The organism is Psychrobacter sp. DAB_AL32B, from assembly GCF_002224105.1.
GTDB lineage: Bacteria > Pseudomonadota > Gammaproteobacteria > Pseudomonadales > Moraxellaceae > Psychrobacter.
Genome location: NZ_NEXU01000086.1, coordinates 1 through 26,796 on the forward strand (window position 1 = coordinate 1; position 26,796 = coordinate 26,796).

The following is a 26,796-nucleotide window of genomic DNA, read 5'->3' on the forward strand; positions in this document are numbered from 1 at the left end:
TAATCTTTCTGCTTTTTTTTATTGTACAACTTTCCCTGGCTGACTAAACTACGATACAAAAAAAGCAGGTTTCACTATAGGTGAAACCTGCAATAAAATGTGACGATATGTGATTAGTGTGAATTCTTAGTAAGTTTTACAGACTTTCAGTTATAGAAATATGGTAAATCCAGTAGACAATATTATAACTGAATCAATTTTTTAGGTTGCAATCGGCCATTGAGACTCACAGCGCCGAGACCAATAAATTGTCCCTTATCATTTATGAGACAAATATCTACCGCTATCTCATGCAATAATGGTTCTTCTGTATCATTTTTACTATCATCAATACATGACTGTTGATCGATAGTCATTTTAATATAGCTTTGCAAATCATCAGTCAGCTGCTCAAATACATTTAAGCGTTGACCCATTTGTACACGTTCACACTGTTCTGTTGACAGCGTAAGCTCAGCATCAATATTGACACAAGCATCCACTGGCAATAAATGTGTCTGACGAATCGCTAATGCTAGCGCTTCTAAATCTGCTAAAGCAATGGCTTCGTCTATTTTGAAATCACCAACTTGTAGACGGCGCAATGCAGTCAAATGTCCTAGCGTGTGCAGCGTTTTAGCGATATCTTCTGCTAATACACGTACATAGGTGCCCTTGGAACAAGTCACCGTCAACTGAATCTGCTTATCATCGATAGCTTTTAGGTCGATTGCTTTGAGTACAATATCTCTTGGCGCACGCTCAATCTCTATACCCGCACGTGCATATTCATATAGCTTTTTACCGTCTTTTTTTAAGGCAGAGTACATCGGCGGAATTTGCTGCTGAGCCCCTAAAAATTGCTGAGCAACTTTGTTTAATAGTACCTCATCAAACGTTGGTATTACAGCCTGTGCAACAATTTTACCATCGGCATCACCAGTATCAGTTTGGCTACCAAGTAAAATAGTCGCTTGATAAGATTTATCAGCATCAAGCTGATAGTGACTAAATTTAGTCGCCTCTCCCAAACAAATAGGCAGTAAACCGGTTGCCATTGGGTCAAGCGTGCCAGTATGACCAGCTTTTTTACTGTCATGATTTGGTGATTTAAATAAATATTTCACCTTTGATACCACTTGCTGTGAGGTCATACCCTGAGGCTTATCTACTAATATAACGCCCGAAACTTTGGTTTTGGTGGGCGTTTTATTGGCATTCTTATCAGCTTGCGTAGAGGCTTTTGTAGAGACAATCGACATAATGGCTTTTTTACCCTTTTACTCTTGGTTTTCTTGCTCGTCAGACTCATTTAGCTCAGTTTTGGTGACGGCTTTACTAATTAAATCCATCATATAATTACCGCGAGCAGTGACTTCATCATAATGAAAACGCAAACGCGGCGTCGTACGAGTTTTTAGACTATGACTTAGTTCAGTACGCAAAAAGCCTGCTGCTTTATTGAGTACTTTAATACTCTCTTCATGATTTGACATAGTCATGGCATCATTGAGCTCTGGTTCCATAATAGTGACATAAATATCAGCATAACCTAGGTCTGGGCTGACTTTAACACTGGAGATGGTGACAAAACCAGTCAGACGCGGATCATTGACGGCGTCACGGATAAGGACAGCAAGCTCACGCTGAATCTGATCAGCTAAACGTTGTAAACGTTGGTTCATGGTATTACCTTGTTTTTAATATGGCTTATCTTTATTGATACTGAACCCAAAAAATACAATGAGCTGTATGCAACTCGCTTAGCCTGTAAAGAGTAGTACCTACACTTATTTTACTAGCTACTCTAATTTTTGGGAACGGTATTCTTAATAGATTGAATGAATAATATTTGTTAAAAAAGGCCTAGCAGGGTGTACCTGTTAGGCCTAAGTACAGCTGGATATTAAGAGGATATCGGACATGCTTAGCTGGTTAGGCGTATTGCATCATCGAATATCATTCTATCGAACAGCAACTTTAGATAGTACGTGCGAACTCTTGGATCTCAAAGACTTCGATTTTATCGCCATCTTCTACATCATAGCCACGAACGGCTAGACCACATTCCATACCAGTACGTACTTCATTGACGTCTTCTTTGTAGCGACGTAATGATTGCAATTGACCAGTAAAGATAACTTGGTCATTACGTAATACACGGATAGGCTTGTTGCGATAAATTGTACCTTCAACCACCATACAACCGGCAGCTGCACCAAACTTACTAGAGCGGAATACTTCACGAACATCCGCAACACCCAATATTTTCTCACGATGTTCAGGCGCTAACATACCACTCATGGCCGCTTTCACATCATCAATCAAGCCATAGATAACACTATAATAGCGAATATCCATGTTAGCTGCATCTGCTTTACGGCGGGCAGTTGCATCTGCACGGACGTTGAAACCTAACAATACTGCTTCACTAGATTCTGCCAATGTCACATCAGACTCAGAGATAGGGCCAACGCCTGAGCTAATGACTCTGACTTTAACTTCATCCGTTGATAATTCGTTCAGTGCTGCAAGTAACGCTTCAAGTGAACCACGAACATCTGTTTTTAAGACAATGTTTAAGAATGACACATTACCTTGTTCCATCTGATCGAACATACTCTCTAAACGCATCGCATTCTGGCGTTCCAGCTGACGCTCACGCTCACGGTTGGTTCTAAAGTCCGCAACTTCACGGGCTTTTTTCTCATCAGTGACGACTAAGAATTCGCTACCAGCAGCTGGCGTTTCAGGTAAACCTAAGATCTCTACAGGGATTGAAGGACCAGCTGATTTAATACGCTGACCATGTTCATCGGTCATCGCACGGACTTTACCATAATGCTCACCGGCTAAGACTAGATCGCCTTGTTTTAACGTTCCTTTTTTAACTAGAACACTAACGACAGGACCGCGACCTTTCTCAAGTCTTGACTCGATGACCACACCTTGAGCTGCACCATCTAACGGCGCTTCTAGCTCCATAAGCTCAGCTTGTAGGCTGATGAGTTCTAAAAGCTCGTCAATACCGTCACCGGTTTTGGCTGAGATGCGGGCCATCGGGGTATCGCCGCCCCACTCTTCTGAAACCACTTCTTTAGCCGTTAATTCATTCAGTACGCGATCAGGATCAGCACTAGGCTTATCCATTTTGTTGATAGCAACAATGATAGGTGTACCAGCGGCGCGAGCATGATCAATCGCTTCTGCAGTTTGTGGCATCATACCGTCATCAGCAGCGACAACGATTACAACGATATCCGTTGCTTGAGCACCACGTGAACGCATTGCACTAAAGGCCGCGTGACCTGGGGTATCAAGGAACGTGATAACACCACGATCCGTTTTCACATGGTAAGCACCAATATGCTGGGTAATACCGCCCGCTTCACCAGTCGCGACCTTCGTTGCGCGAATTTTATCTAATAGTGATGTTTTACCATGGTCAACGTGACCCATGATAGTGACAACCGGTGGACGCGTTTGCACGTTACTGCTGCGCTCATCAACGGCATCTTGTAAGTCGTCTTCAACTTTAGTATCACTAACTGGTACTGGGTTGTGACCCATTTCTTCTACGATTAGACTGGCTGTTGCTTGATCAATCGTATCGTTTTCGCGAGCAATCTCACCCATTTTCATGAGTAATTTAGTTACTTCACGGGCTTTCACTGCCATACGTTGAGCAAGATCAGAAACAGTGATTTGTTCGCTGATTTCTACATCATAAACAATTTTTTCGACAGGCTTTTCAAACTTATGCTGTGCCGACTGGCTTGAACGTAAACCGTTTTTACGGTTTTTAATTTCACGCTCGTCTTGATTCTTACGACGACCACGGCCACGGGCACTAGTGCTACTTGCGCCACGCTTGATTTCACGACGCTCTTTTTCAAACGATTCTTCTAGCGCATCACCCACCAAACCTTCTGCCAATGGTTCATCTTTACGAACTTCAGCAGCAGGCTGATCCGTATATTGACCGGCCATTTTACGCATTTGCTCAAGCGTACGTTTTTGCGCTTCTTCAGCTTGGGTACGACGTGTTTCTGTTTCAATCTCGCGTAAACGAGCTTCTTCTTTCTCACGCACTTCGCGAGCTTTACGCTCCGCTGCCGTTTCAACTTTTGGTTTGGTCGCAGCGACTTTCTTCTTAGGTTGTTCTTTCGGCTTGACCTCAACTGTGGTCTTACCGCCTTTTTTCACAACCACTGACGTTGAGATATCGTCGTTCTTATCATCAGACTTTTTGCTAGAGCCTAAACTTGCGCGCATCGCGGCTAGAGTAGCCGCCTGACGATCTTCAGATTTTTTCTTAGTAGCAGCACGGTCTTCAGCATCTTTAGCAGCACGCTCTTGCGATTCAATCATCGCTTGCTCACGTGCAGCCAAATCTTCAGCCATCTTTTCTGGATCAGGCTTTTCGAATACTTTCTTTTTACGCACTTCAACATTGACGCTCTTAGATTTACCTGAAGAGCCAGTCACGCGCGCGGTGCTAGTCGTCTTAGACTTAAGACTAATACGACGCTTGTCTTGCTGACCATGACTTTGCTTTAAATACGTCACCAACTTTTCCTGCTCAAGCTCGGTGACTAGGTCATCCTCTGCGCGAGCAGGCAGTCCAGCATCTACCAGTTGCTGTTTTACAGCACTTGCGGTTTTGCCTACCATATCTGCCAGTTCTTTGACGGTCTTATCTGCCATTTATTATCACCTACTGTCTATTATTTGCTATATGTTCAATTCAGTTGTTGGCTACAAATGATTGGGGTAAGGCTAGTATTTGTATTGCAGTCATACCAGCACTTTATTATCGATAGCATATCACCAAAAGACAGCGATATGCAGTTACCGCTTATTCATTGAACCAAGATTCCCGAGCTTTCATGATGAGTTTTCCTGCGGTTTCGGTATCTAAGCCTTCGATATCTTCTAAATCGAAGACGGCTTGTTCTGCCAAGTCATCAACCGTAATGATGTCTTTTTGTGCCATTTTATAAGCCCAACTGACCGTCATTCCTTCAAGATCTTGTAGTTCTTGACTTGGCTCTTTCATGTTTTGTTGTTTGACTAATTCGTCAGCGATGACCACTTCTTTAGCACGCTCTTGAATCATATCAATCGCTTCATCGTCTAAACCTTCGATATCATAAAAGGTTTCAACTGGCACATAAGCCACTTCTTCAATACTGGTAAAACCAATATCGACAAGCGCTTGTGCTAAGTCTTTATCCACTTCTAGACGTTCATAGAATAATTCGATAAAGGCTTTAGATTCGTTTTCTTGACGCTGCTGATACTCTTCTTCTAGCATCATATTAAGCTTATAGCCGGTCAGCTCAGAAGCCAAACGTACGTTTTGACCTTGTGAGCCAATCGCGCGCGCCAACTGATCATTGGTGCTAAAGATAATATCAGCGGTTTTGGTGTCTTCATCTAAAATAATACTGCTAACGTCAGCGGGCTCTAAAGAGCTGATGATAAATTGGGCTGGATCATCTGACCAAACCACCACATCAATACGCTCACCATCAAGCTCTTGCTGTACTGCTTGGATACGCGTACCACGCATACCGATACAAGCGCCAACAGGGTCGATACGATGATCGTTGGTCTTCACGGCTATTTTAGCACGAGTACCCGGCAAGCGAGCGACATTACGAATTTCAATGATTTGTTCTGCAATCTCAGGCACTTCTTTTTGCATCAGTGCCGAGAGCATTTCAGGATGGGTACGCGATAACAGTAACTGTGCGCCGCGGTTTTCACGGTTCACATGATATAAGATGGCATTGATACGTGACTTTGCACGTAGCTGCTCACGTGGCAACATTTGATCGCGTGAAAGATAACCTTCTGCGTTGTCACCTAAATCGATGATATAACCATCACGAGTCTGTTTTTTGACTTCGCCATACATCATTTCACCAACACGTGGCTCAAAAGCATCAGCGACAAGCGCACGCTCAGCTTCGCGAATTTTTTGGATGATAACTTGTTTGGCTTGTGTGGCCGCAATACGACCGAATTCGATCGACTCAATTTGCTCTTCTTTTATATCACCAATTGACCATTCGTCTTGATCAAGATCAGTAATAGCAAGCTGACAAGCAGGCATTTCATGGTCTTCGTCTGCAACCACTGTCCAGTAACGATAAGTATCATAATCGCCAGTCGTACGATCGATGGCAACCCGAACGGCCACTTCTGGCTGTTCGGTATATACTTTTTTCTTGGTCGAAACCACTAAAGCCTCTTCAATTGCTTCAAAGATATCTTCAGGATTTAAGCCCTTTTCATTACTGACAGTTTCTACTACCGTTAAGATTTCACGACTCATGCTATACCTGTCCTATCATTTTTAATTGACTTAAATTTTATAATTTGTGTATTACTGTATATTTTCACCATCAGCTATCTAAGCTATTTGGAGCGTAAAATACCAATTTATAATGAGTGACTTAACCTATCAAATTAAACTATCCATGTTTATAAATTAAACATTTTAATTAGCTAAGCATCTTCATAAATTAAATTGGCTTTATCGATATTACTTAATGCAATCTCGAACTGCTCACCGTCGGTGGCAGTTAGCTTTAAAGAGACGGCATCTATGCTATCTAATCTTCCCGTGGCTTTACGGCGCTTTTTGTCACCCTCGCCAATCGCTTGTATCAAACGCAAACTCACTGTTTGACCCACATAGCCATGCATCTGCTCATCTGAGAAAAAGGCACGGTCAAAACCAGGTGAAGATACTTCTAAAATAAACTCACCAGCAATCGGATCATGAACCTCAAGAATACCACTTACTTGGTGATTCACTGCTGCGCAATTTTCAATCGTTACCTGCTTATTCTGGGCTTGCTCTTCTGGTAACGCCTCAATATAAATACGCAACAAAGAGCGATTGCCTTGTGGTGCAAATTCTATGCCCCACAGCGCGACATCACAAGCAGCGACCGCAGGGGCAATAATACTGGTTAACTCTGTAACTTTGGTAGAAAGTTTCATAATCTATTAATAATGTCCTATTTACCTATCTGTTGTAGATGCATCGTCTTAATCGTATATCTATAACAGGCAGTATAATCGTTGTATATTGTATTTTTTACTACAAACCTAACCCGATATTATATGGATTTTGCTTCTTTATAAGGGCACAACCAATAGATATCAAGCTCAAAAGCTTAGTGCTATTATTATTCATAAAGCAAAACTATCAGCAAAAGAGTATGAAGTAGAAGATAGTGTTGCTTACGATCAATCGCGCAAATAGCGGATATCAACGTACTCTATAGGCATAGAGCTTAGCATAAATAGGATAGATACCGCGATAACACCGACTTTCAGATACAAAAAAACCCACAAGCATAATGGTGGGCTAATTGGCACTGACAGATTTAGTGTACAAAATATCAGTATAAAAAGTGGTAGCGGGGGCTGGATTTGAACCAACGACCTTCGGGTTATGAGCCCGACGAGCTACCAGACTGCTCCACCCCGCATCAATCTAGAACGCGTATTATAGGGAGGTTTTATAGAACTGTCAATCTTTATTTGAAAATAACTTAAAATAAAAATTTTACCTATATAACCACTCATTTAATACGATACAACTTTAAAAATTGGTGCGATTGGGGGGACTTGAACCCCCACAGCTTGCGCCACCACCCCCTCAAGATGGCGTGTCTACCAATTCCACCACAATCGCATTTTTCTGACTGCTCTGTTTTCTGACATCTCGTCTATCATAATTGATGCTTAAGGTAGGCATCGATAGATAAAGACTTATAAAAACAGAAAAGCATTGTAAATGTAACGTCTTAAAATAGCAAGAGCTGCCTGCTTAGAAAACGCTGTTTAAAGACGGCTACTGAGGATTTTGAGTCAAAGGACGCGGCGTTTGTGGTGCTGAAACTGGCGCATCTAGACGAAACTGATCTTCCGCTTGCTTACGAGCATGGACGGCGAGCGTCATACTGGTGATAAAAAATATGAGGGTCAGCACGGCTGTCGCACGAGTTAGGAAGTTTGCTGTGCCTGCTGCGCCGAATACTGTGCCAGAAGAGCCTGCGCCAAAAGAAGCCCCCGCGTCTGCCCCTTTGCCATGCTGTATCAAAATCAAGCCAATCATGGCTATTGCCACGATAATATGCAGGGCTAATATAAACGTATACATGGTGGCCTCTTTTGCCGCGTAATGACGACTGATAACGAAAAATAAATCGTAAGGTTTAATAGTAATAACGATCAGCGCGTGATGACGCCAAATCAATGCTATAAATAAGGCGCATTGTACACGATTGCAAGGGCACTGTTAAAGCCACTTTTGCCAACTGATAAAGACATTTTACGGATAAAGCAAATAATAAGTCTTTAATCCTTTTTTTTACTTATTAAGTATTGGCTCGACTAAAGGCGTTGGCAATCGCTAAAAAGCTCTCTGCTTTTAGTGAAGCGCCGCCAACCAATGCGCCGTCAATCATAGAATCTGCAGCAAAACTATCGGCATTATCAGCATTGACACTACCACCATATAAGACAGTAATAGCAGATAGCGACTTCGCAAAGCCTGCAACCGATTGCTTGATATGTTGGTGAGTCGCGCTAACCTCTGCCACGGTAGGCACTTTGCCAGTCCCAATTGCCCATACCGGCTCGTAGGCAATGATTAAACGAGTCGATAACGAATCAATAAGTTTTGGCTGCTGCGCGAGTAAGTCTCTGATAACCGATAATTGGCTGTCGATGACTTCCAACGTTTGCTGAGCATCATATTGTGCTTGGGTCTCACCGATACAGAATACGACGCCCAAGTCTTGCGTTAGTGCGTGAGTCACTTTTTGCAATAATTTATCATGAGACTCTTGATGATACTGACGGCGCTCAGAGTGACCAAGGATTGTCCACGTTGCGCCAGCGTCAGCAATTTGTTGCGCTGAACAATCACCTGTATATGCGCCAACAGTAGCACTATGGGCACTAATATCCTGCGCCGCGCACAGTGCTGAGGTGCCTTTTAAACGAGCACTGACAGTAGTTAAATGAATAAAACTTGGCGCTAACATTAACTGACAGCGAGCGGTAAACGCTGTATTAGCTTGCTCTGTCGCATTCATGGTAGTAAGTAAGTCATCTAGTAGCGCATTGACGTCATGGATCGTCGCTGGATTCTGCTTCCAATTTCCAATTATCCAAGCTTGCATTCTCATCTACCTTGTCTTATGTATGACTGCCAATGTGGCTAATATGCGCGCAAGTATAACAAATATTTCGCAAGTGCTATAGTATAGTGCGTCCAAAATCAAAACTGAGTTTTAACAGCTTTTTTAGTAGATTTCGCTAAGCGGATATTTTTAACTGCTCAAAAGCCCTTTACCCCTATAAAAACTTTAAGCTCACGTAAATTCCTATATGATGCTATCAATATAGAATAAAGTGCAGGCAATTAGTTATTTTTATATCTCAAACTATTTTTTAAAATCAATACCTTTAAATGAATACCTCAACATACACATCTTAAAAAAATCGCTTAAACATCATCGCTAGATTGGCTGTTATTTGAACGTGATAAACAGATAGCCTGTGGTTTAGGTAAATATATCGCATATTCGGTATCGAGTAAGGAGAAGTCTTAATGTCTATCACAACCAGTAAATACGGTGGCTTAGTGCAGCAGCTGATCAGCGAAGGTGTCGTGAGCGAAGCACATATGAAAGCGGCGCAGACTGAGTCGCAACAGCAGCAAATAGGGCTGGTGTCTTATCTGGTAGAGCATAAACTTGCCAATGCTTATCAATTGGCACAGATGCTGTCGCAAGCTTTTGGCGATCCTTTATTTGATCTTGATGCGCTAAGCTCAGATGTCATCCCAAAAGATTTGGTTGATGAGAAAATTGTCCGCAAGTTTAATGCTTTGCCAATTTTTAAGCGTGGACAACGCTTGTTTGTGGCATTAAGTGATCCAACACGTATCGACGCTATCGACGCTATTGCTTTTAACTCTCGCTTATCTATTGAAACCGTTGTGGTCGAAGAAGATAAGTTGAAAAGGCGTATGGAGAGCCTTTACGCTGATACCATGCAAAGTTTCGATAGCTTTTCTGATAGTGATTTAAATATTGGCTTTGATGATAGGGAAGAAGATGAGGGCGAAACCAAACTCTCTGATAGTGTCGAGGAAGCACCGGTAGTCAAGTTTGTCAATAAGATGCTGGTTGACGCCATTCGTATGGGAGCCTCTGACTTACATTTCGAGCCCTATGAAAAGAGTTATCGGGTCCGTTTTCGTGTCGACGGTGTGATGCAAAAAATGGCCAACCCGCCCGTACAACTTGCCAGTAAGATTGCTGCACGCCTAAAAGTGATGTCACAAATGGACATCTCAGAGCGCCGTGTCCCACAAGATGGACGGATTAAGCTTAAAATATCTAAAGATAAAGCCATCGACTTTCGGGTAAGCTGCTTGCCTACCCTATTTGGTGAGAAACTTGTTCTACGTATCTTAGATCCATCCTCAGCGATGTTGGGCATTGAAGCGCTCGGTTATGAGCCTGATCAAAAAGAGATGTTTTTAGAAGCGCTACACAAACCGCAAGGAATGCTGCTAATTACTGGCCCAACGGGTTCTGGTAAAACGGTTTCTTTATATACAGGGATTAACATACTTAATACCGGTGATACTAATATCTCAACCGCCGAAGATCCTGTCGAGATTAACCTTGAAGGGATTAACCAAGTCAACGTTAACCCGAAAGTGGGACTGACTTTTTCCAGTGCCCTTAAGTCTTTCTTACGCCAAGATCCTGATATTGTAATGGTTGGTGAGATTCGTGATCTTGAAACTGCCGAGATTGCGATCAAAGCCGCGCAAACAGGCCATATGGTACTTTCAACCCTTCATACTAACTCTGCGCCAGAGACCTTAACACGTCTACGCAATATGGGCGTGGCTTCTTTTAATATCGCGACTTCCGTGAATTTGGTCATTGCCCAGCGGTTAGCAAGGCGCTTATGCAAGAATTGTAAAAAGCCTATCAATATCCCACGTCAAAGTTTGCTTGAGCTAGGCTTTAACGATGCTGACTTAGACAATCCAGACAATACTATTTATGAACCCGTAGGCTGTAATGAATGCCGTGAAGGTTACAAGGGTCGCGTCGGTATTTATGAGGTCATGAAAGTCAGCCCTGATATTTCACGTATCATCATGGAAGACGGTAACGCGATAGATATCAAAGATGCCGCAGTTAAAAATGGTTTTAGAGACTTACGCCGTTCTGGTATTTTAAAAGTTTTACAGGGCGTCACCAGTATTCAAGAAATGATGCGCGTCACCTCTGAATAATATGCATAGCTTAAAAGTAAGCAAAAATAATGCTAAAAACAGAAAGTTTCTATCTTGCTTCTTTACCAACAGTAAAAAACAATTAGTCGTGATAGAAAATAAAACAGATATACACTGGTTTTTTGCGCTAAAATAAAGTAAGTCAGTTTCGAAAGATGAATCAGGTATATTTTTTCGAGCTTGCATTATCTATATTCGATTATATCAGACAGTTTTTGAGGGAAGGAACATGGCAAAAGCTAAGACCGACACGCTGTTAGACTTTGTCTATGATGGGGTAAACCGGCGCGGGCAAAAGGTAAAAGGCGAGACAACCAGTCGTAGCTTAGAGCTAGCAAAAGCCACTTTGCGCAAACAAGGTATCACCGTTAAAGGTATTAAGAAAAAGCCGAAACCCTTATATACCTTCAAAAAATCCATCAAGCCTATCGATATTGCTATTTTTGCCCGTCAATTGGCAACGATGATGAAAGCTGGGGTGCCGTTGACACAATCCTTTGAAATTGTTGCTGACTCCCTTGATAACCCTAGTATGAAAGATTTAGTGTTGCAAATAAAAGCGGATATTGAAGCCGGTGGCACCTTTGCATCCGCGTTACGTAAGCACCCACGCTATTTTGATGATCTTTTTTGTTCACTCGTCGACTCTGGTGAGCAATCAGGTGCGCTTGAAACCATGTTAGAACGAGTAGCGACTTATAAAGAAAAAAGTGAGCTGTTAAAAGCAAAAATAAAGAAAGCTATGAAATATCCTATCGCGGTCGTCGCAGTTGCAATAATTGTTACCATTATTCTACTAGTGAAAGTCGTTCCAGTATTTGCTGACTTATTCGGCTCTTTTGGTGCAGAGCTGCCTGCTTTTACCCAAATGGTAGTAGGCATGTCTGAGTGGATGCAGGCATGGTGGTTTCTTTTAATTGCAGCTATTGGCGGTACAATTATTGGTTTCTCAGAAGCTAAGAAACGCTCAAAGAAGTTTCGCGATTTTTTAGACCGTGCGGTATTGAAGGCACCAATATTTGGCAATATCGCTTATCAAGCGGTCATTGCGCGTTTCGCTCGTACGCTATCCACAACTTTTGCTGCTGGTGTACCACTACTTGATGCTCTAGACTCTACTGCCGGTGCGGCCAACAACGTGGTCTTTTATAATGCTATCCAACAAGTGAAAAACGACGTTTCCACGGGTCAACAACTACAGTTTTCAATGCGCTCAACCAACTTGTTTCCAAGTCTAGCCATTCAAATGGTCGGTATCGGTGAAGAGTCTGGTAGCTTAGAAGAGATGCTAGATAAAGTAGCCGTCTATTACGAAAACGAAGTTGATAACGCTGTTGATGGTCTGACCAGCTTAATGGAACCGCTAATTATGTCGGTATTAGGGGTGTTGGTCGGTGGTTTGGTTATTGCTATGTATTTACCAATATTCCAAATGGGCTCAGTAGTAGGGTAACGGCTAATTAAAGGACAGCTAATTAATGCAGTTTATACAATTATTACAAGAAAATATGGCTTTAGCTTTAATCATATTTGGTCTGCTAGGTCTTTGTGTGGGCAGTTTTTTAAATGTGGTCATTCACCGTATTCCGCTCATGATGATCTCTGCTTGGCGACAAGAATGTAGCCAGTTTATGTCTCAACAAGCAGATATGCCGCATGAACATACTGTGCCTCTAGCCGATATAGTCGCCACTGATACGCCTATTACTTTAAGTAGACCGGCATCACGCTGTCCTCACTGCGCACATAAAATCAAGTGGTACGAAAATATTCCGTTGATCAGCTGGATGGTGCTACGCGGACGCTGCTCAGATTGTAAAGCCGCTATCGGACTGCGTTATCCCATTGTTGAGCTGGTTACTGCGCTATTATCTATATTAGTTATTTATAAATTTAGCGTCAGTGCAGCTGGGATATCGGCATTAGTTTTGGTATGGACACTGGTTGCGTTAACCGGTATTGATTTTGATACTCAGCTACTACCTGACCGCTTAACGTTCCCATTAGCAGGGTTAGGATTGGCCGTAAACTCGCAGGGTTGGTTTGTATCCCCTACTCAATCCATCTGGGGCTTATTGTTTGGATTCTTATCCTTATGGATAGTGGTCAAGGTGTTCTATTTAATTACTAAAAAACATGGTATGGGACAAGGAGACTTTAAATTATTAGCAGTATTGGGTGCTTGGCTTGGACCCATGATGTTGCCGCTAATTATTCTATTATCATCCTTGCTCGGCTCAATCGTTGGAATCATTCTCATGAAAAAACAAGGCGAGAGCAGACCTTTTGCCTTTGGTCCTTATATCGCTATTGCCGGTATCGTGGCTTTACTGTACGGCTCAGACATCGTCAGCTGGTATTTAGGTATGTATACTTAAGCATTTATACCTAAGCATGTACACTTTGACCTGTATAATTAAGCGAGCAAATTAGCTATTTCTCCATAATTATCTTTAACCTTTAATAACCATTTTTCAGGTTTATGGTTTATTAATACCATTATCCTTCTATCGGTCAGATAAGTCCTTATTATGTCAAAATATGCAGAAACACCCTCACCTTATTCGCATCAACCACAACTTCATCAAACCAAAAGTAAGACTCTGGTAGTAGGTTTGACCGGCGGTATCGGCAGTGGCAAATCTGCTGCCAGTGACTGGTTTGCCCAGCAAGGGATTGATATTATTGATGCGGATGTGATTGCTCATGAAGTGGTTGCTAAAGGCAGCTCATCCCTGCGCAAAATCCAGAGAAAATTTGGTAACTGGGTGCTGAATGCTGATGGAGAGATGGACCGTGCAGCGGTACGGACGTATGTATTCACCCACCCTGAAGCTTTAATTGAGCTTGAGTCAATTACCCATCCCGCAATACGTGAAGCAGCAAAGATACAGTTGGCAGAGAGTAAGTCACCTTATGTAGTGTTGTCAGCCCCTTTACTGATTGAAGCAGCAGAAGCCGGCTTAGCTAATTTATGCCAGCGTATATTGGTAATGGATGCCACCGAAGACACGCAGCTTGCGCGTGCCAGTCAGCGTGATGCTCAAAGCGTACAGAAGATTAAAGCCATTATGGTGAATCAGCTGAGTCGTGAAGAGCGTAATCGTCATGCTGATGATGTGGTGTTAAACGAGAATGATCTTGCGGCTCTATATTTACAACTAGAGCCACTACATCAAAACTACCTTACGCTTGCCCAGCAGCTAAAGTTCGCTGCCGATTAATCTCGTATAAAGCCATGCCGGTAGCAACACTCACATTTAGGCTCTGTAGATTGCCATGCTCATTCCCTGACATCGGAATATAAACCAGCTCATCACAGCTTTCTGTTGTCAGGCGGCGCATTCCCTCTCCTTCTGAACCCATGATAAGAGCAGTTTTGCCAGTCAAATCTGCTGCATGTATTGGTTTAGCGTCCGCATTGAGCGCGGTACCAAATACAAATACCCCGGCATTTTTAATCTTCGACAGTGTACGTGCCAAATTGGTCACGCTAATAATAGGCATCATCTCTGCCGCGCCGACCGATACTTTGGCAACCGTCGGGGTCAAACTTGCCGCATGGTGCTTTGGACAAATAACGGCATCAACGCCCATCGCCACTGCTGTACGCAAGCACGCACCGAAGTTATGTGCGTCGGTGATTTGATCTAGTACCAGCAGCAAACACTCATCGCGCCCAGCAATGATGTCAAGCAAGCCTTCATCAGCAAAGCCTAACGGACGAGCGTTAAGCACCACACCTTGGTGTTGCGGGCTGCCACAAAGTTGAGTGAGGTTGTCTTTTTGCGTTGGTTGAATACTAATACCATTAGCGCTTGCTTGCGCCATAATAGCCTGTACACTGCTATCGCTTTCACGTCCTTGCTGCACAAATAAACTAAGCCCATCAAGAGGGCGATGTTCGAGCAAAGCATCAATTGCATGAATGCCATAGAAATAGGTGGGTTTTGCCATAATAGGCCTGCCGATTATAAAGTGGATATCGCGTCATGCGATAGAATAGAAAAAGATATGACGATCATTGTAGCAACAAATCAATAATTTCATAACGATAAGATAATAAAAAAAGAAATAAACCTTATCCAACCGATAGGGTTTATTTCTTTTTAAATGATAGGTTGTTAGGTGTCATAAACCATCTAATGACACCTTTACACTATTAACCTTCTAAGTGACAGATATACTGGACGATTTCTTCTGTACGTAAGTTAAAGCCACTATTGCCTTCAACCACGAATGATTGTCCGGCGCGGTAGTAGCTGAATTCTTCGTCACCGTTTATTTTGACTTCGCACTCACCGCTGATGATTTCGATACGTTCAGAAGTGTTGGTGCTAAAATGATAATGTTCGACCAAATTGTCGCAAGGCAAGATAACCCCTAAGGTTTTATGGCGACCGTCCTCGAACATAATGGTATGGCTTGAGCAACGTCCATCGTATGATATCGTGGCTTGGGCATTGACTGTTACATTGGTAAATTGCGCCGCTGTCATAGTGGCTTCCTTATCAAATAATTATTGCCAAACTAAAGAACCAAAGTAAAAAACTTAACTGAAAAACCGAGTTGAAAAACTTAACTGAAAAATAAGTAACTGAATAGATTACAGTTGTCGTACATCTTTTTTAACCATCTGTTCTATATCAGGCTTACACCGCTATACGTTGACTGTATATACAGACCAAGTTAGATTTTTCTAAAATAATGAATTATTACTGACACTTACTTATGGATAGCTTTGCATAATCATGTATGAGATACACGCTATGTACTAGGATGTATGAAAATCTGGTAGTAAGAGTTTATCATTATGTGAGATTATGCTACCACATTATATCTATAAAGTTTGTTACAGCGACTATGAAAGTTGCGCTTATTATTAAAGCAATGATGGATGTTATTGATTACCTTTAAAATTTGTATTTAAGGCTTTTTGCCACCATACTATTTGCCAATCGCATTTATATATTTAGCAGTACTAAATGAACCATTCCACTCCTTTATTTACCCTATTGTAGAGATGACCTCCCAGCATTGCATTGTATGTGAGGTTTATTGTCTGTCATGAGAGGCGTTGATGCTAATATCATTAACTTTACATCAGTTTGCGTTGATCGCTCAGCATGAGCTGAGTGTGGCTGAAGGCTTCAATGTCATCACCGGTGAAACGGGTGCTGGCAAGTCGCTATTACTTGATGCTTTATCCTTATGTGCAGGCGAGCGCGCCGACAGTGCGATGGTCAGACATGGCGCTGCGCATGCCGATATCTACGCGCAATTTGATGTGGAAAACAACAGCGTCGTCGCTGAGTGGTTCGCAAAAAACGATAGACCGCTAGAAGAACCAGAAGTATTGATTCGCCGGCAACTCAGTAATACTGGGCGCTCAAAAGCATGGCTAAATGGTACACCTGTCAGTTTGGCTGAGCTAAAAAGCTTAGGATCGTTGCTGGTCAATATTCATAGTCAGCACGCTCAGCAAGCTTTGCTAAAACCGCAGTTTGTGGTGCAATGGCTTGATGAGATGGCGCAGATAACTTCTCTTGCTAAGCAGACGGCAAGCAGTTATCAAAGCTATCAACAGCTCAAACGCCGTGCCGATGATATCGCTAACCGCGAGGCTCAACGTCAGGATAGAATTCAATTACTGCACAGCCAACTTGCCGATATTGCGCCGTTACTGGTCGTTGATTATACGGAAGTCGAAGCGGAGCATGAAGAATTATCCAATATTGAAGCGCTAATGACGGAGGCCAGTCATGGCTTACATTTACTCGACAATGATACCGACGAGCCAGATGTGATGACCATGCTAGGACAAGCGATTAAACTTTGTGATAACCAACTAGGCGTCAGTCAAACCTTTGAGCAAGCTTCTGAACAGTTGCATTTAGCGCAGCAGCAAATAATTGAGGTGACGGGCTTATTATCAGATTATGCTGAGCAGCAACTGCCTGATCCTGAGCGCTTGCAATCATTAGACAGTTTAATCAGCTTAGGTCATCGCTTATCGCGTAAACACAACTTGCCAGCTGGCGATTTGATCAATGAAGCAAAGGCGTGGCAAGCGCAATTAGAGCAGTTAGAAAATGAGCCTAGCAGTGATGCGATGGCGGCGCAAATAGAGCAGGCTTGGCAAGATTATCTCGCCTTAGCAACGCAGCTAAATAAAGAGCGCTCTAAAGCAGCACCGACTGTCAGCAAACAGCTGATTAAGCAATTACAACCCCTTGCCTTACCCAATGCACGCTGCGAATTTGTTTTTACCAAGAAAATAGAACCTAGCCAATATAATGCGCAAGGTTGCTATGATATTGATTTATTATTTAGCGCTAATGTCGGCATGCCCATGCAGCCGTTACATAAAATCGCCTCAGGCGGTGAGCTGTCACGCATGGCGCTAGTTATGCAAGTCCTGCAAGCGACCAATGCCGATAATAATGCGGCAAAACCTATGCTGGTATTTGACGAAGTCGATGTCGGTATCAGTGGTGGTACGGCACAAGTGGTCGGTGAGCTACTACGCGCACTTGGGCAAACGCAGCAATTGCTCGCTATTACCCACCAAGCACAAGTAGCGGCGCAAGCGCATCAGCATATCTTGGTGCAAAAACACCATGACCAGCAGACTGAAAGTGAGCTGCTAATCTTAACCGATAGCGCACAAATCGATGAACTGGCACGCATGTCTGGCGGTGTGATCATTACCGACGTCACCCGTGATCATGCTCGTAGTTTATTGACCGCTGTGAAATAAGCGTTAGAAGTTCCTAGTTAGAAGCTCCTAAATGTGTCTAATAGCTGCTAAATATTTGCTTTAGTTGATTTTATACTCATTATCGCCATATAGTGGTCTCTCACCTTTGTTAGTAGGTTGTGCTTGTCTCTATGTCTAAAGCTAATTTGACCCATCATTTCTTAATTGCAGCACCAGAGCTGTCAGACCCACGGTTTGAGCAGGCGCTGATTTATATCTGTCGTCATGACAAACACGGTGCGCTCGGTCTGATGGTCAACCGCCCCTTAGAGCAATCTCGGGTGGGTAAATTGCTAGAAGATTTAGATATTGAAGTTACCGATGCGCAGGTGATGGAAGATCTGGCATTAGAAGGTGGCCCTATGTATCCTGAAGTTGGCTTTGTGCTGCATACAGGGCAACCAGAATGGGCGTCATCATTTGGTATTTCAGAAAATGTCTGTATTACTACCAGCCAAGATATCCTCAAACGTATTGCCGCAGGTCAAGGCGTTGGTCATTATCAGCTGTGCTTGGGTCATGCCAGTTGGGGTAAAAAACAGCTCGAGCGTGAGCTTGATAACGGCGACTGGCTGGTATGCCCTGCTGATTTAAACTTATTATTTGATACGCCATTTGAAGAGCGCTGGCAAATTGCCGCCGATAAAATTGGTGTTAATTTTGATTATCTAAGCAGCGACATAGGTCATGCTTAGCGTTATATACTGAGCATCATAGGCTCACCTAATACAGTAATAAAAACAGGAATACCTATTACTATGGTAGATAGCCCTCTTATAACAGATAGTACAGATTTGATAAATGATGACGTCGATAACGGTGCTGATACTAGCGCTACTGAACCAGCCGTTAAGCCGCATCTTATTTTGGCCTTAGATTATGGGGTTAAAAAAATGGGCATGGCGCTGGGTAATAGTATTACCGAGACAGCGCGCGCTTTTGATATCTTGGCGATGAATAATGGTCAGCCTGATTGGGATAATCTATTAGGTATTATCAAAGTTTGGGGCGTGGCAAAGGTGGTTGTTGGACTGCCGCTAAATATGGACGGCAGCAGCTCCATGCTATCAAAAAGGGCGCATAAATTTGCCCGTCGTCTAGCACATAGAATAATGGAACAGCATTTACCTGTGACCGTATCTTTATGCGATGAGCGCTTAACATCCGTCGCAGCGCGTGAGATAGCGTGGGACAACGGCTGGATTCAGAATGAGCGCGACCCAATTGATGATATCTCTGCCTGTATCCTCATGTCGACCTATTTTGCTGATCCTAATAGCAGTATCGCCATTGACGCGATCAAAGCCGATTAATTAAGCGATAACGTTACTTCAAATGATCATCACTTTCTGATATATCATCAATCCAAACGAATAAATGACTGATTACTATGACCACTGCCTTAAACCAATCCTTGCCAAACAACTCGCAACATGGTTTTTCGCCGTTAGCTATCGCTCGAATTAAGGGCGCACAGCGAGCGAATCAAATAGCGATTTACCTCATTTATGCAGCGATTATTGCGTTTATGGTGTTTGGTACGATTGCCAGCATAAAGATGTTTCATGATAACCAACTACTCTATCGGTTATTTTTTAATCTACCGTATGCCCTAATTGCTCTCACCATTCCACTGACGCTATACGATGCATTTATTATTTATCGCTATCGTCTCAATCAGGCCTCAATGGTTGTAATGACGATTGGCGTCTCGAGTATTATCCTTATTGGCGGGCTATTATTTGCTGATACCGCTTGGCTCGGCTTGGCCTCATGGCTTGGCGTGGCATTTTTATTTAAAGTGAGCTTTAAGCGTTTCTTTAATTTTTTAGAAGTGGCAGACTTGCCTGAAGCTGATGAAGCGTTAGCAGCAGATATTGATACTGCCACTGAAGCAGAAAATACGCCATCATAAGTAAGCGTATTGGGCAGCAAAATTTTATTTAACTCATTCAATTTAAAAAAATGACTATGACAACTTCAATATTAGACATCTCTATTAATCATCATTTGGACACGCAAGGGTTAATCTGCCCTGAGCCGGTGATGATGCTACATAAGACCGTTCGCAAAGCGGATGGCGGCGATATTATCGAAATATTAGCCACCGATCCGGCGACCACACGCGACATTCCTAATTTTTGCCGTCACTTAGGGCACACGCTTGTCCATCAAGAAACGCTAAATGACGCGCCAACCTATCGCTATTTGGTTAAGAAAAAGAGCGCTTAATAGGTGGTAGTGTTATAGGCAATATCTCATCCATAATTTAAAGGCAGGCAGCGTGTTAGCAATAGAAAAGCAGTATGTGCAGTGGCACGAAAACGAAACCTTACATCATGCCCGCTGGTTGTCCCAAAGCAATCAAGTACCGCCCACGCGTATTGTTTTAGTCGATGACAAAACAACAGCAGATGAGGCTTATCGCTTGGCTTGTGAAGGTACATCATTGCTATGGCACGGTGACTTTCATAATGCACGGCAATTACTGCAAGCGCTTGGTCGGCGCATTGATCGCACTAATGAGCGCTCTGAGCAGCGTAAATTAAAAAAAGCCGCGAATAAGTCTGCGGCCAATAAATCGGTTACTCCTAAAGAAATACCCAACTTGTTCCATCAGCAACGCCAAATGCAAGCCCAGCGTTCGCGCATATTAAGCCGCTTACTATTAGAGCTTGATGCTGGATATATCAGCCAATTACGCCGTGCTCCTGATGTTAGTGCTGCCTGTACGGCGGCTTTTGGCAAGTTGGATAAGGCGATAAATGAGACATGTGTGCTGTCGTTTCGTGACCTACAAGGGGCATTAGGCGCAGAGGGCTGGCGCGAGAAAGGTGTGCCAATTACAAGTTTAGGTTTATCGGTTTTCCCTCATTATGGCGTCTTTGCGCCAACCCGTCATGAATATGTGCAACTGCTACTCGATGCGCCGCTGCCAGCTACTTGTGATATCGCTTTTGATATTGGTACCGGCACCGGTTTGCTAGCCATTATCTTAGCGCAGCGCGGTGTGAAACAAGTGATTGCAACAGATTTAAATCCTCGTGCGTTAGCTTGTGCCAGCGATAACGTTACGCGTTTAGAGTTATCTAATATACAGTTACAACAAGCAGATTTGTTTCCGACTGATGTGCCATTGGCTAATCTGATTGTCTGTAATCCACCTTGGTTGCCTGCCAAGCCAACTTCGCCCTTGGAGTACGCCGTCTATGATGCCAATAGCACAATGTTGCGTGGTTTTTTGCAGGGCGCAAAACAACACTTAGCCGAGCACGGAGAAGTTTGGTTGATTCTGTCGGATTTGGCTGAACATTTACAGCTGCGTAGCCGTGATGAGTTATTAGGCTGGTTTTCGGATGCCGGTTTAGCGGTAAAATACCGTCTCGATACCCAACCTAAACACGGTCGCAGCCAAGACGATACGGATCCACTATTTGCTGCGCGCAGTGCGGAAATCACTTCGTTATGGTGTTTAGTGCCTTTTGATAGTTGAAGTAATACCTAAATAGCACCTGAAGCATAAAAATTACTTAGCATTATCAAGTGATAAACGTTTAAATGAGCCAACCCATCCTTTCCTATACCACTACCGAGTATTGTCCTATGAGCCGTGATCGCGCCGTACAGCAGCGACAGCCAAAAGCGCTAGCCGTTGATGACGAACCGGCCTATATGACTGAGTTTCGTCAAGCGATGCTGGCGCGTGGTTTGGCAACGCGTACCCGTAATGCTTATGTGCGCGATTTGCGCTCTTGCGAGCTAACCAGTCATACAGCACTGACACTTTGGCAACCCGATGAAGTGCTGCATTGTTTATCTATGCTCACTCAAGATGGCAAAACTCCACGCACCCAAGCACGAATGCTCTCAAGTCTGCGCCAGTTTTATCTCTGGATGATTGCCAGTAATCTACGTGAAGACAATCCTTGCGAGCGTATCAAAAGCCCAAAGATTGGTCGCCCACTACCAAAAGACTTAGCAGAAGCTGATGTCGATAATCTACTGGCTGCGCCTGATAGTAGCACGGCGCTCGGACTACGTGATAAAGCTATGTTAGAGGTGCTCTATGCCTGTGGTCTGCGGGTCAGTGAGTTGGTGAATTTATCGTTAGAACAAGTGAATCTAAACTCAGGCTGGCTACAAATTACCGGTAAAGGAAATAAAACACGACTGGTGCCATTAGGAGAATACGCAGCAGACGCGTTAGAGGATTATCTAACGCATGGTCGCGGCGACTTGATTGCGCATCTAAAAGCAGGAAATTGCCAAGCGGTGTTTCTAACCGCGCAAGGCGGTTACATGACGCGGCAAAACTTTTGGTATCTACTAAAGAAATACGCCAAAGTTGCCAGTATTGATAAAGATTTATCGCCGCATACCTTACGTCACGCCTTTGCCACGCATCTATTGAATCATGGCGCGGATTTGCGTAGCGTACAATTATTGCTTGGACATAGTGATTTATCAACCACGCAGATATATACCCATGTGGCGACGGCAAGATTGCAGAAGTTACATGCTGAACATCATCCAAGGGGATGATACTGTTATTGGATGATGGTATTAAGACAAGCAACTTATATTGATTTAATAATATGCCTATAAAAACTGACAGCTTATAAATTAAAGTAAAAAAACGGCAGTATTATGCATAATACTGCCGTTTTTTCGTAATTATTAGAAACGTGATCTTATTGATATTTAAGACAACTGTCCTAACTTCTAACTTATATTTTTATAGTGATAATGAGGATAAGTTTGCGTATTCGGTGCCTTTTGACAGCACATAACGCTTATTGGTTTCACCATCGGTCAGGAAACCACCAAAAGTTTGCGATACAGCGCTAAACAGAATAATACTGACAGCGGATAATGCCTCTTCAGCCAACTCTTCAGTGTGTAATAATTCTTTAGCTTTTGCCACACTAATAACCGCGCAGCTTTCATTTTCACTAAGACGTGGTTTGGTCTCTTCATTATAGTTTTTATAACAAAAAGCGATAGACACATATTCATCAGAACCAGACAACTCAGCGAGGTAAGCTTTATCAATGGTTTTTACCGCTTCAACACATTTGACACCCGGCTGTTTCTTGAGGGGCTTAATGCGCTTACTATGTACGATATGGATAAACGTTTCTTGTGCTGGATTTATTTTCTTAGACTTCATATTTAAGCATCCTTTCTTTTTAAGTAAAGCTTAGCGAATGTAAGCTTAGTGAGCTGGTATAACTCCTATTATGACAGGAAGTCCTCATCCTAAAACGTCACTATAATGAATAGTTGACCAATGAGTTAGCTTTCTAAGTATTCCATAGCTTCAATAAGTATGCTATAGCATTTGCGATATAAATGCATAAATAAGTGATTTTAAATAGCTGAAAAACACATGCGAAAGGTAATTTTACTTTCCTTTAGCGAGTAAGCTATAGCTGAATAGATTTTTTTAGCTTTTAGTAAACTGTGAAATAGTTCTAGGGCGTGTCCCTAATCTGGAAAAGTAAGTTCAAAAGCCTTAAAATATAGAGACTATTTCAAACATGGCCCTCTACATATGGCAAGAACAGTGCTCACAGATAATACATGGGAACAACTCCAAAGTACCATGAAAGCTCATGGCTGTCATACTTGGAAAAACGACAGACAAGTTATGGAAGCCATATTGTGGAAACTTCGTACAGGCGCGCCATGGCGTGATATACCGAGTGAACTGTGTCCTTGGAAAACTGCCTGTAATCGTTTCAATAGGTTGTCGAAAAAGGGTTTGTGGGAGCAATTTTTTTTGACCTACGAGCAAGTATTGATGAAGAATGGATATTCGCAGATGGAAGCTACATCCGCTGTCATCAGCATTCAAGCGGCGCCAGACGAGGAGAGCTTCGAGCTACCGGAAAGTCACGAGGTGGAACCACCACTAAGATTCATCTCGCCGTCGATTCGCATGGAAACCCGATTGATTTTAAAATCACTGGGGGTGATGTCCACGACAGCCAAGCGGTAGATGACATTATAGAGATGCTAACGGATGCAACCTACTTTATTGCTGATAAAGCTTATGATTCTGAAACCATTAGAACTAGGCTAAAGCAAGACAACATAAGCCCTGTCATCCCTAAAAGAAAAAACGCTAAGCAACCTGACCTAGCGTTTGATCACTATTTATACAAGCTACGACACTTAGTTGAAAACACGTTTGCAAGGCTAAAACACTTTCGTAGTATTGCGACTCGCTACGAAAAACTAGCTCGAAATTATAAGTCTATGCTGTATTTGGCTTGTACTATGATCCACTGCAAACTGAATTAGGGACACGCCCTAATAGTTCTAATAGTTATTGTTTTGTGTTTGCGTATAGTGATTTATCGACGACACAAATATGTCCTCATATGGCAACGGCTAGATTTCAGGAATTGTATGCAAAGTATCATCCGCGGGGTTGATTGATAAATTAGAAGTTTTTATTTAGTGTAGGCTACTGCTCTTGCCCAGCAAGTTGTATGAGCGTAGCCATAGTTTAATGAGCTGAATATAAATATATTAACTCATTAAACTGAACTTAGGTTAGACACAAAGCATCAAACATTCTTACTCATCTTATCGACAGTATCAATTGTTAATTCTGGTTCAATTACTTCTGGTTCAATTACTTCTGGTTCAATTACTTCTGGTTCAATTACTTCTGGTTCAATTACTTCTGGTTCAATTACTTCTGGTTCAATTACTTCTGGTTCGATTACTTCTGGTTCGATTACTTCTGGTTCGATTACTTCTGGTTCGATTTCAATAATATTTTTTGTGCGCCATTCATTAAACGTTATCCACTCTTCAGTTGAGGTTTGATTGATTTTTACATTTTTGCACCAATCAGTGTCATTAGAAAAAAGTATTATTTCCTCATGATTTACAGGACCTTTAGGGGATGATTCAGGTAGCATATAAAAAAATGTGACATTTCCCGCACCATCTTGTTTTATCATTTTTTTACTAGCATTTGTCGCTTTGCCAATTGCACCTTTTGATGAGTTTGCAATTGATCTTGAGCTATCTACAATATTATTTTTAGCTGTATTTAATAAAGCATTTAAGCGCTCACCATCATCTGTTCTAAACTCCTTTAAAATCGCTCCATCATTTTCCATAGACATATCCAAATAAGGTGCATTCGAAAATCCTAAGGCATTAGCGACGAATATAGTGGGAATAGAAGCTCTAGAAGTATTATAGTCTTTCACCCTGCTATTATAATTTTTACGATATTGTGAAACTTCATTTTCAATATTTTCAATATTATCAATTAATCGGTGATACTGTTTATCAGCCTTTAAATCTGGATAGCGGTCTGCCATACTTTGCATACTTGTCATCATCATGCTGGTATCTCTAAGCGTTGACTGGACAGCACTTACGCCTGTTTCTTTAACAGCTGATAAATGGACTAAATTTTCGCTATCTTGATAGTTCTTAACCACATCCATAAGCTGATTAATAAGACCAACTTTCTTTGACATAGTCACAGAAATATTCGATAAACTTTCTCTAATTTCTTGTGCTTTACGTTGTAAAGAATTATAAGCATTTAAGAAAATATAGCCAATGCCGCCAACTATTACCAGTAAAATGATAAACCATGTCATAGAAAATACTCATTAAAATTTATTTCAAGAATTATAGCACTTTGTAACTACAAATCAACAAAGTTTCAATAATGTATACTTTGAGTTGTAATTAAGTATTTTGAATAAGTTATTCTTAATTTGGGGCATTTTAATATAATCTATAAGTAAGAAGCAGTGGGTATTGCTAGCGTTGCACTATAGCTCTTAAACTAAACCTCAACGTACTTACTTAATTTATGCAAGTCGTTCTATCGTGAACACCAATCACAATTTCTACCAATCCATAGCTGCAAACCTCCTCTTTTCTCGTTACAATACCCATCATAATATGTAAGCCGAATTTATCGACATACTGCCTTCTTAATTATCTATTATCTGAGAATCCCATGAGCCATAGACCTCCTGCTGACCTATTAGAAAAAGCAAAACACTGGCGCGAAGACATTAATTTTCGTCAAGATGTGCTGGGCAAGCCTTTCGACTTTGCAACCACGTGGGGCATTTTCTCCCCGCAAAAGCTGGATGACGGTAGCTTGATGCTACTCGATTATATTGATTTTGAGCAGGATGATGACTCGATAGATTTAGGCTGTGGCTATGGTGTGTTAGGTATGGCAGCAGCGCGCGAATGTCCAAATGGTCAGCATACTTTAATTGATAAAGACTTTATGGCAGTAGAATATGCACGCCGCAACTGTGAAAAGAATGGTCTGAATAATGTCGATGTACATTTATCAAACGGTTTTAATCATGTGGATAAAGCGAAAGATTTTAGCCTTGTAATGTCGAACTTGCCAGCAAAGGTAGGAAAAGAGCAGCATTATCTTTATTTCCTCGATGCACATGCGCGGATGCGTAAAGGTGGACGCTTTTATGTGGTGACGATTAATGGCTTACGTCAATTTATGAAACGCTCATTTACCGAAGTGTTTGGTAATAGCGAAAAAGTAAAACAGGGCAAGACTTATACTATTACCATGGCAACCAAAGATTAAACGCTAGAATCAGACAAACAAAAAAGCACGCTAGATCATGATGATTTAGCGTGCTTTTTTATGGCTAAGTTTTTAGAATGACAGCATTTTTAG

Annotated in this window: 24 protein-coding genes and 2 tRNA genes; 13 read left to right on the forward strand and 13 right to left on the reverse strand. The window is 42.2% G+C overall.

Features of this window, described 5'->3' with window-relative positions:
• Positions 1 to 182: 182 nt before the first annotated feature.
• From truB to tpiA, 9 genes are all read right to left on the reverse strand, one after another.
• Positions 183 to 1,241, reverse strand: a complete 1,059-nt coding sequence (gene truB / locus CAN34_RS10400; RefSeq protein ID WP_089555603.1) for a tRNA pseudouridine(55) synthase TruB — start codon at positions 1,239 to 1,241, stop codon at positions 183 to 185.
• 18 nt (positions 1,242 to 1,259) lie between these two features.
• Positions 1,260 to 1,664 carry a ribosome-binding factor A gene (locus CAN34_RS10405; protein ID WP_089555604.1) on the reverse strand — a complete coding sequence of 135 codons (405 nt, stop codon included), beginning with the start codon at positions 1,662 to 1,664 and terminating at the stop codon, positions 1,260 to 1,262.
• Between the two features lie 295 nt (positions 1,665 to 1,959).
• On the reverse strand, positions 1,960 to 4,686 hold the full coding sequence (gene infB / locus CAN34_RS10410) for a translation initiation factor IF-2 (RefSeq protein WP_089555605.1): 2,727 nt from the start codon (positions 4,684 to 4,686) through the stop codon (positions 1,960 to 1,962).
• A 151-nt stretch (positions 4,687 to 4,837) separates the two neighbouring features.
• A complete protein-coding gene (nusA, locus tag CAN34_RS10415; protein ID WP_079690566.1) occupies positions 4,838 to 6,322 on the reverse strand; it encodes a transcription termination factor NusA in 1,485 nt (494 codons plus the stop codon).
• 173 nt (positions 6,323 to 6,495) lie between these two features.
• Positions 6,496 to 6,996: a ribosome maturation factor RimP gene (rimP, locus tag CAN34_RS10420; protein WP_079690565.1), complete on the reverse strand. Its 501-nt coding sequence runs from the start codon at positions 6,994 to 6,996 to the stop codon at positions 6,496 to 6,498.
• Between the two features lie 417 nt (positions 6,997 to 7,413).
• Positions 7,414 to 7,490 (reverse strand) — tRNA-Met (locus CAN34_RS10425).
• Between the two features lie 121 nt (positions 7,491 to 7,611).
• Positions 7,612 to 7,696: transfer RNA gene (locus CAN34_RS10430), tRNA-Leu, on the reverse strand.
• Between the two features lie 159 nt (positions 7,697 to 7,855).
• Positions 7,856 to 8,164 (reverse strand): preprotein translocase subunit SecG, encoded by a 309-nt coding sequence (gene secG / locus CAN34_RS10435; RefSeq protein ID WP_079692976.1) that lies wholly within the window; start codon positions 8,162 to 8,164, stop codon positions 7,856 to 7,858.
• Positions 8,165 to 8,381: 217 nt separating this feature from the next.
• Entirely contained in the window at positions 8,382 to 9,191 is an 810-nt protein-coding gene (gene tpiA, locus CAN34_RS10440) for a triose-phosphate isomerase (protein ID WP_089555606.1), read from the reverse strand.
• Between the two features lie 431 nt (positions 9,192 to 9,622).
• Between tpiA and pilB the strand changes: the two genes are divergently transcribed.
• From pilB to coaE, 4 genes are all read left to right on the forward strand, one after another.
• Positions 9,623 to 11,332 (forward strand): type IV-A pilus assembly ATPase PilB, encoded by a 1,710-nt coding sequence (gene pilB / locus CAN34_RS10445; RefSeq protein ID WP_089555607.1) that lies wholly within the window; start codon positions 9,623 to 9,625, stop codon positions 11,330 to 11,332.
• A 229-nt stretch (positions 11,333 to 11,561) separates the two neighbouring features.
• The gene (locus CAN34_RS10450; RefSeq protein WP_089555608.1) at positions 11,562 to 12,785 is read left to right on the forward strand and encodes a type II secretion system F family protein; all 1,224 of its coding nucleotides are present in this window, start codon (positions 11,562 to 11,564) and stop codon (positions 12,783 to 12,785) included.
• A gap of 25 nt (positions 12,786 to 12,810) precedes the next feature.
• Positions 12,811 to 13,710, forward strand: a complete 900-nt coding sequence (locus CAN34_RS10455; protein ID WP_089555609.1) for an A24 family peptidase — start codon at positions 12,811 to 12,813, stop codon at positions 13,708 to 13,710.
• 153 nt (positions 13,711 to 13,863) lie between these two features.
• Positions 13,864 to 14,556, forward strand: a complete 693-nt coding sequence (gene coaE, locus CAN34_RS10460; protein WP_089555610.1) for a dephospho-CoA kinase — start codon at positions 13,864 to 13,866, stop codon at positions 14,554 to 14,556.
• On the opposite strand, the gene rlmB is transcribed toward coaE, so the two are convergent.
• Positions 14,519 to 15,289: a 23S rRNA (guanosine(2251)-2'-O)-methyltransferase RlmB gene (gene rlmB, locus CAN34_RS10465; protein WP_089555611.1), complete on the reverse strand. Its 771-nt coding sequence runs from the start codon at positions 15,287 to 15,289 to the stop codon at positions 14,519 to 14,521. The two genes, coaE and rlmB, sit on opposite strands and share 38 nt — an antisense overlap.
• Before the next feature lie 205 nt (positions 15,290 to 15,494).
• Positions 15,495 to 15,830, reverse strand: coding sequence for a pyrimidine/purine nucleoside phosphorylase (locus CAN34_RS10470; RefSeq protein WP_079690558.1), 336 nt, complete (start codon positions 15,828 to 15,830; stop codon positions 15,495 to 15,497).
• Between the two features lie 582 nt (positions 15,831 to 16,412).
• Between CAN34_RS10470 and recN the strand changes: the two genes are divergently transcribed.
• The 7 genes from recN to xerD all read left to right on the forward strand — a co-directional run bounded on the left by recN (position 16,413) and on the right by xerD (position 22,634).
• Positions 16,413 to 18,092 carry a DNA repair protein RecN gene (recN, locus tag CAN34_RS10475; RefSeq protein WP_089555612.1) on the forward strand — a complete coding sequence of 560 codons (1,680 nt, stop codon included), beginning with the start codon at positions 16,413 to 16,415 and terminating at the stop codon, positions 18,090 to 18,092.
• A 131-nt stretch (positions 18,093 to 18,223) separates the two neighbouring features.
• Positions 18,224 to 18,787, forward strand: coding sequence for a YqgE/AlgH family protein (locus tag CAN34_RS10480; RefSeq protein WP_079690555.1), 564 nt, complete (start codon positions 18,224 to 18,226; stop codon positions 18,785 to 18,787).
• 63 nt (positions 18,788 to 18,850) lie between these two features.
• Entirely contained in the window at positions 18,851 to 19,405 is a 555-nt protein-coding gene (ruvX, locus tag CAN34_RS10485; RefSeq protein WP_089555613.1) for a Holliday junction resolvase RuvX, read from the forward strand.
• Between the two features lie 77 nt (positions 19,406 to 19,482).
• A complete protein-coding gene (locus CAN34_RS10490) occupies positions 19,483 to 20,007 on the forward strand; it encodes a hypothetical protein (protein WP_089555614.1) in 525 nt (174 codons plus the stop codon).
• Positions 20,008 to 20,063: 56 nt separating this feature from the next.
• The gene (gene tusA, locus CAN34_RS10495) at positions 20,064 to 20,324 is read left to right on the forward strand and encodes a sulfurtransferase TusA (RefSeq protein WP_089555637.1); all 261 of its coding nucleotides are present in this window, start codon (positions 20,064 to 20,066) and stop codon (positions 20,322 to 20,324) included.
• 52 nt (positions 20,325 to 20,376) lie between these two features.
• Positions 20,377 to 21,585, forward strand: coding sequence for a class I SAM-dependent methyltransferase (locus CAN34_RS10500; RefSeq protein WP_089555615.1), 1,209 nt, complete (start codon positions 20,377 to 20,379; stop codon positions 21,583 to 21,585).
• 110 nt (positions 21,586 to 21,695) lie between these two features.
• A complete protein-coding gene (gene xerD, locus CAN34_RS10505; RefSeq protein ID WP_089555616.1) occupies positions 21,696 to 22,634 on the forward strand; it encodes a site-specific tyrosine recombinase XerD in 939 nt (312 codons plus the stop codon).
• A 193-nt stretch (positions 22,635 to 22,827) separates the two neighbouring features.
• On the opposite strand, the gene CAN34_RS10510 is transcribed toward xerD, so the two are convergent.
• Positions 22,828 to 23,262: a hypothetical protein gene (locus CAN34_RS10510; protein ID WP_079690547.1), complete on the reverse strand. Its 435-nt coding sequence runs from the start codon at positions 23,260 to 23,262 to the stop codon at positions 22,828 to 22,830.
• 384 nt (positions 23,263 to 23,646) lie between these two features.
• On the opposite strand from CAN34_RS10510, the gene CAN34_RS10515 reads away from it, so the two are divergent.
• A protein-coding gene (locus CAN34_RS10515) for an IS5 family transposase (RefSeq protein WP_217320625.1) occupies positions 23,647 to 24,398 on the forward strand; the annotation gives its coding sequence in 2 pieces (ribosomal slippage) (positions 23,647 to 23,875 and positions 23,875 to 24,398; 753 coding nt in all).
• Between the two features lie 269 nt (positions 24,399 to 24,667).
• Here CAN34_RS10515 and CAN34_RS10520 read toward each other — a convergent pair.
• Positions 24,668 to 25,726, reverse strand: coding sequence for a LemA family protein (locus CAN34_RS10520; RefSeq protein WP_089555618.1), 1,059 nt, complete (start codon positions 25,724 to 25,726; stop codon positions 24,668 to 24,670).
• Positions 25,727 to 26,094: 368 nt separating this feature from the next.
• Between CAN34_RS10520 and CAN34_RS10525 the strand changes: the two genes are divergently transcribed.
• Positions 26,095 to 26,703, forward strand: a complete 609-nt coding sequence (locus CAN34_RS10525; RefSeq protein WP_089555619.1) for a class I SAM-dependent methyltransferase — start codon at positions 26,095 to 26,097, stop codon at positions 26,701 to 26,703.
• Positions 26,704 to 26,796 lie beyond the last annotated feature (93 nt).

Excerpts from the sequence above, each read along its gene's own strand:
- truB (WP_089555603.1), bottom strand. The coding sequence starts at position 1,241 with ATGTCGATTGTCTCTACAAAAGCCTCTACGCAAGCTGATAAGAATGCC.
- CAN34_RS10405 (WP_089555604.1), bottom strand. The coding sequence starts at position 1,664 with ATGAACCAACGTTTACAACGTTTAGCTGATCAGATTCAGCGTGAGCTT.
- infB (WP_089555605.1), bottom strand. The coding sequence starts at position 4,686 with ATGGCAGATAAGACCGTCAAAGAACTGGCAGATATGGTAGGCAAAACC.
- nusA (WP_079690566.1), bottom strand. The coding sequence starts at position 6,322 with ATGAGTCGTGAAATCTTAACGGTAGTAGAAACTGTCAGTAATGAAAAG.
- rimP (WP_079690565.1), bottom strand. The coding sequence starts at position 6,996 with ATGAAACTTTCTACCAAAGTTACAGAGTTAACCAGTATTATTGCCCCT.
- secG (WP_079692976.1), bottom strand. The coding sequence starts at position 8,164 with ATGTATACGTTTATATTAGCCCTGCATATTATCGTGGCAATAGCCATG.
- tpiA (WP_089555606.1), bottom strand. The coding sequence starts at position 9,191 with ATGCAAGCTTGGATAATTGGAAATTGGAAGCAGAATCCAGCGACGATC.
- pilB (WP_089555607.1), top strand. The coding sequence starts at position 9,623 with ATGTCTATCACAACCAGTAAATACGGTGGCTTAGTGCAGCAGCTGATC.
- CAN34_RS10450 (WP_089555608.1), top strand. The coding sequence starts at position 11,562 with ATGGCAAAAGCTAAGACCGACACGCTGTTAGACTTTGTCTATGATGGG.
- CAN34_RS10455 (WP_089555609.1), top strand. The coding sequence starts at position 12,811 with ATGCAGTTTATACAATTATTACAAGAAAATATGGCTTTAGCTTTAATC.
- coaE (WP_089555610.1), top strand. The coding sequence starts at position 13,864 with ATGTCAAAATATGCAGAAACACCCTCACCTTATTCGCATCAACCACAA.
- rlmB (WP_089555611.1), bottom strand. The coding sequence starts at position 15,289 with ATGGCAAAACCCACCTATTTCTATGGCATTCATGCAATTGATGCTTTG.
- CAN34_RS10470 (WP_079690558.1), bottom strand. The coding sequence starts at position 15,830 with ATGACAGCGGCGCAATTTACCAATGTAACAGTCAATGCCCAAGCCACG.
- recN (WP_089555612.1), top strand. The coding sequence starts at position 16,413 with ATGCTAATATCATTAACTTTACATCAGTTTGCGTTGATCGCTCAGCAT.
- CAN34_RS10480 (WP_079690555.1), top strand. The coding sequence starts at position 18,224 with ATGTCTAAAGCTAATTTGACCCATCATTTCTTAATTGCAGCACCAGAG.
- ruvX (WP_089555613.1), top strand. The coding sequence starts at position 18,851 with ATGGTAGATAGCCCTCTTATAACAGATAGTACAGATTTGATAAATGAT.
- CAN34_RS10490 (WP_089555614.1), top strand. The coding sequence starts at position 19,483 with ATGACCACTGCCTTAAACCAATCCTTGCCAAACAACTCGCAACATGGT.
- tusA (WP_089555637.1), top strand. The coding sequence starts at position 20,064 with ATGACAACTTCAATATTAGACATCTCTATTAATCATCATTTGGACACG.
- xerD (WP_089555616.1), top strand. The coding sequence starts at position 21,696 with ATGAGCCGTGATCGCGCCGTACAGCAGCGACAGCCAAAAGCGCTAGCC.
- CAN34_RS10510 (WP_079690547.1), bottom strand. The coding sequence starts at position 23,262 with ATGAAGTCTAAGAAAATAAATCCAGCACAAGAAACGTTTATCCATATC.
- CAN34_RS10520 (WP_089555618.1), bottom strand. The coding sequence starts at position 25,726 with ATGACATGGTTTATCATTTTACTGGTAATAGTTGGCGGCATTGGCTAT.
- CAN34_RS10525 (WP_089555619.1), top strand. The coding sequence starts at position 26,095 with ATGAGCCATAGACCTCCTGCTGACCTATTAGAAAAAGCAAAACACTGG.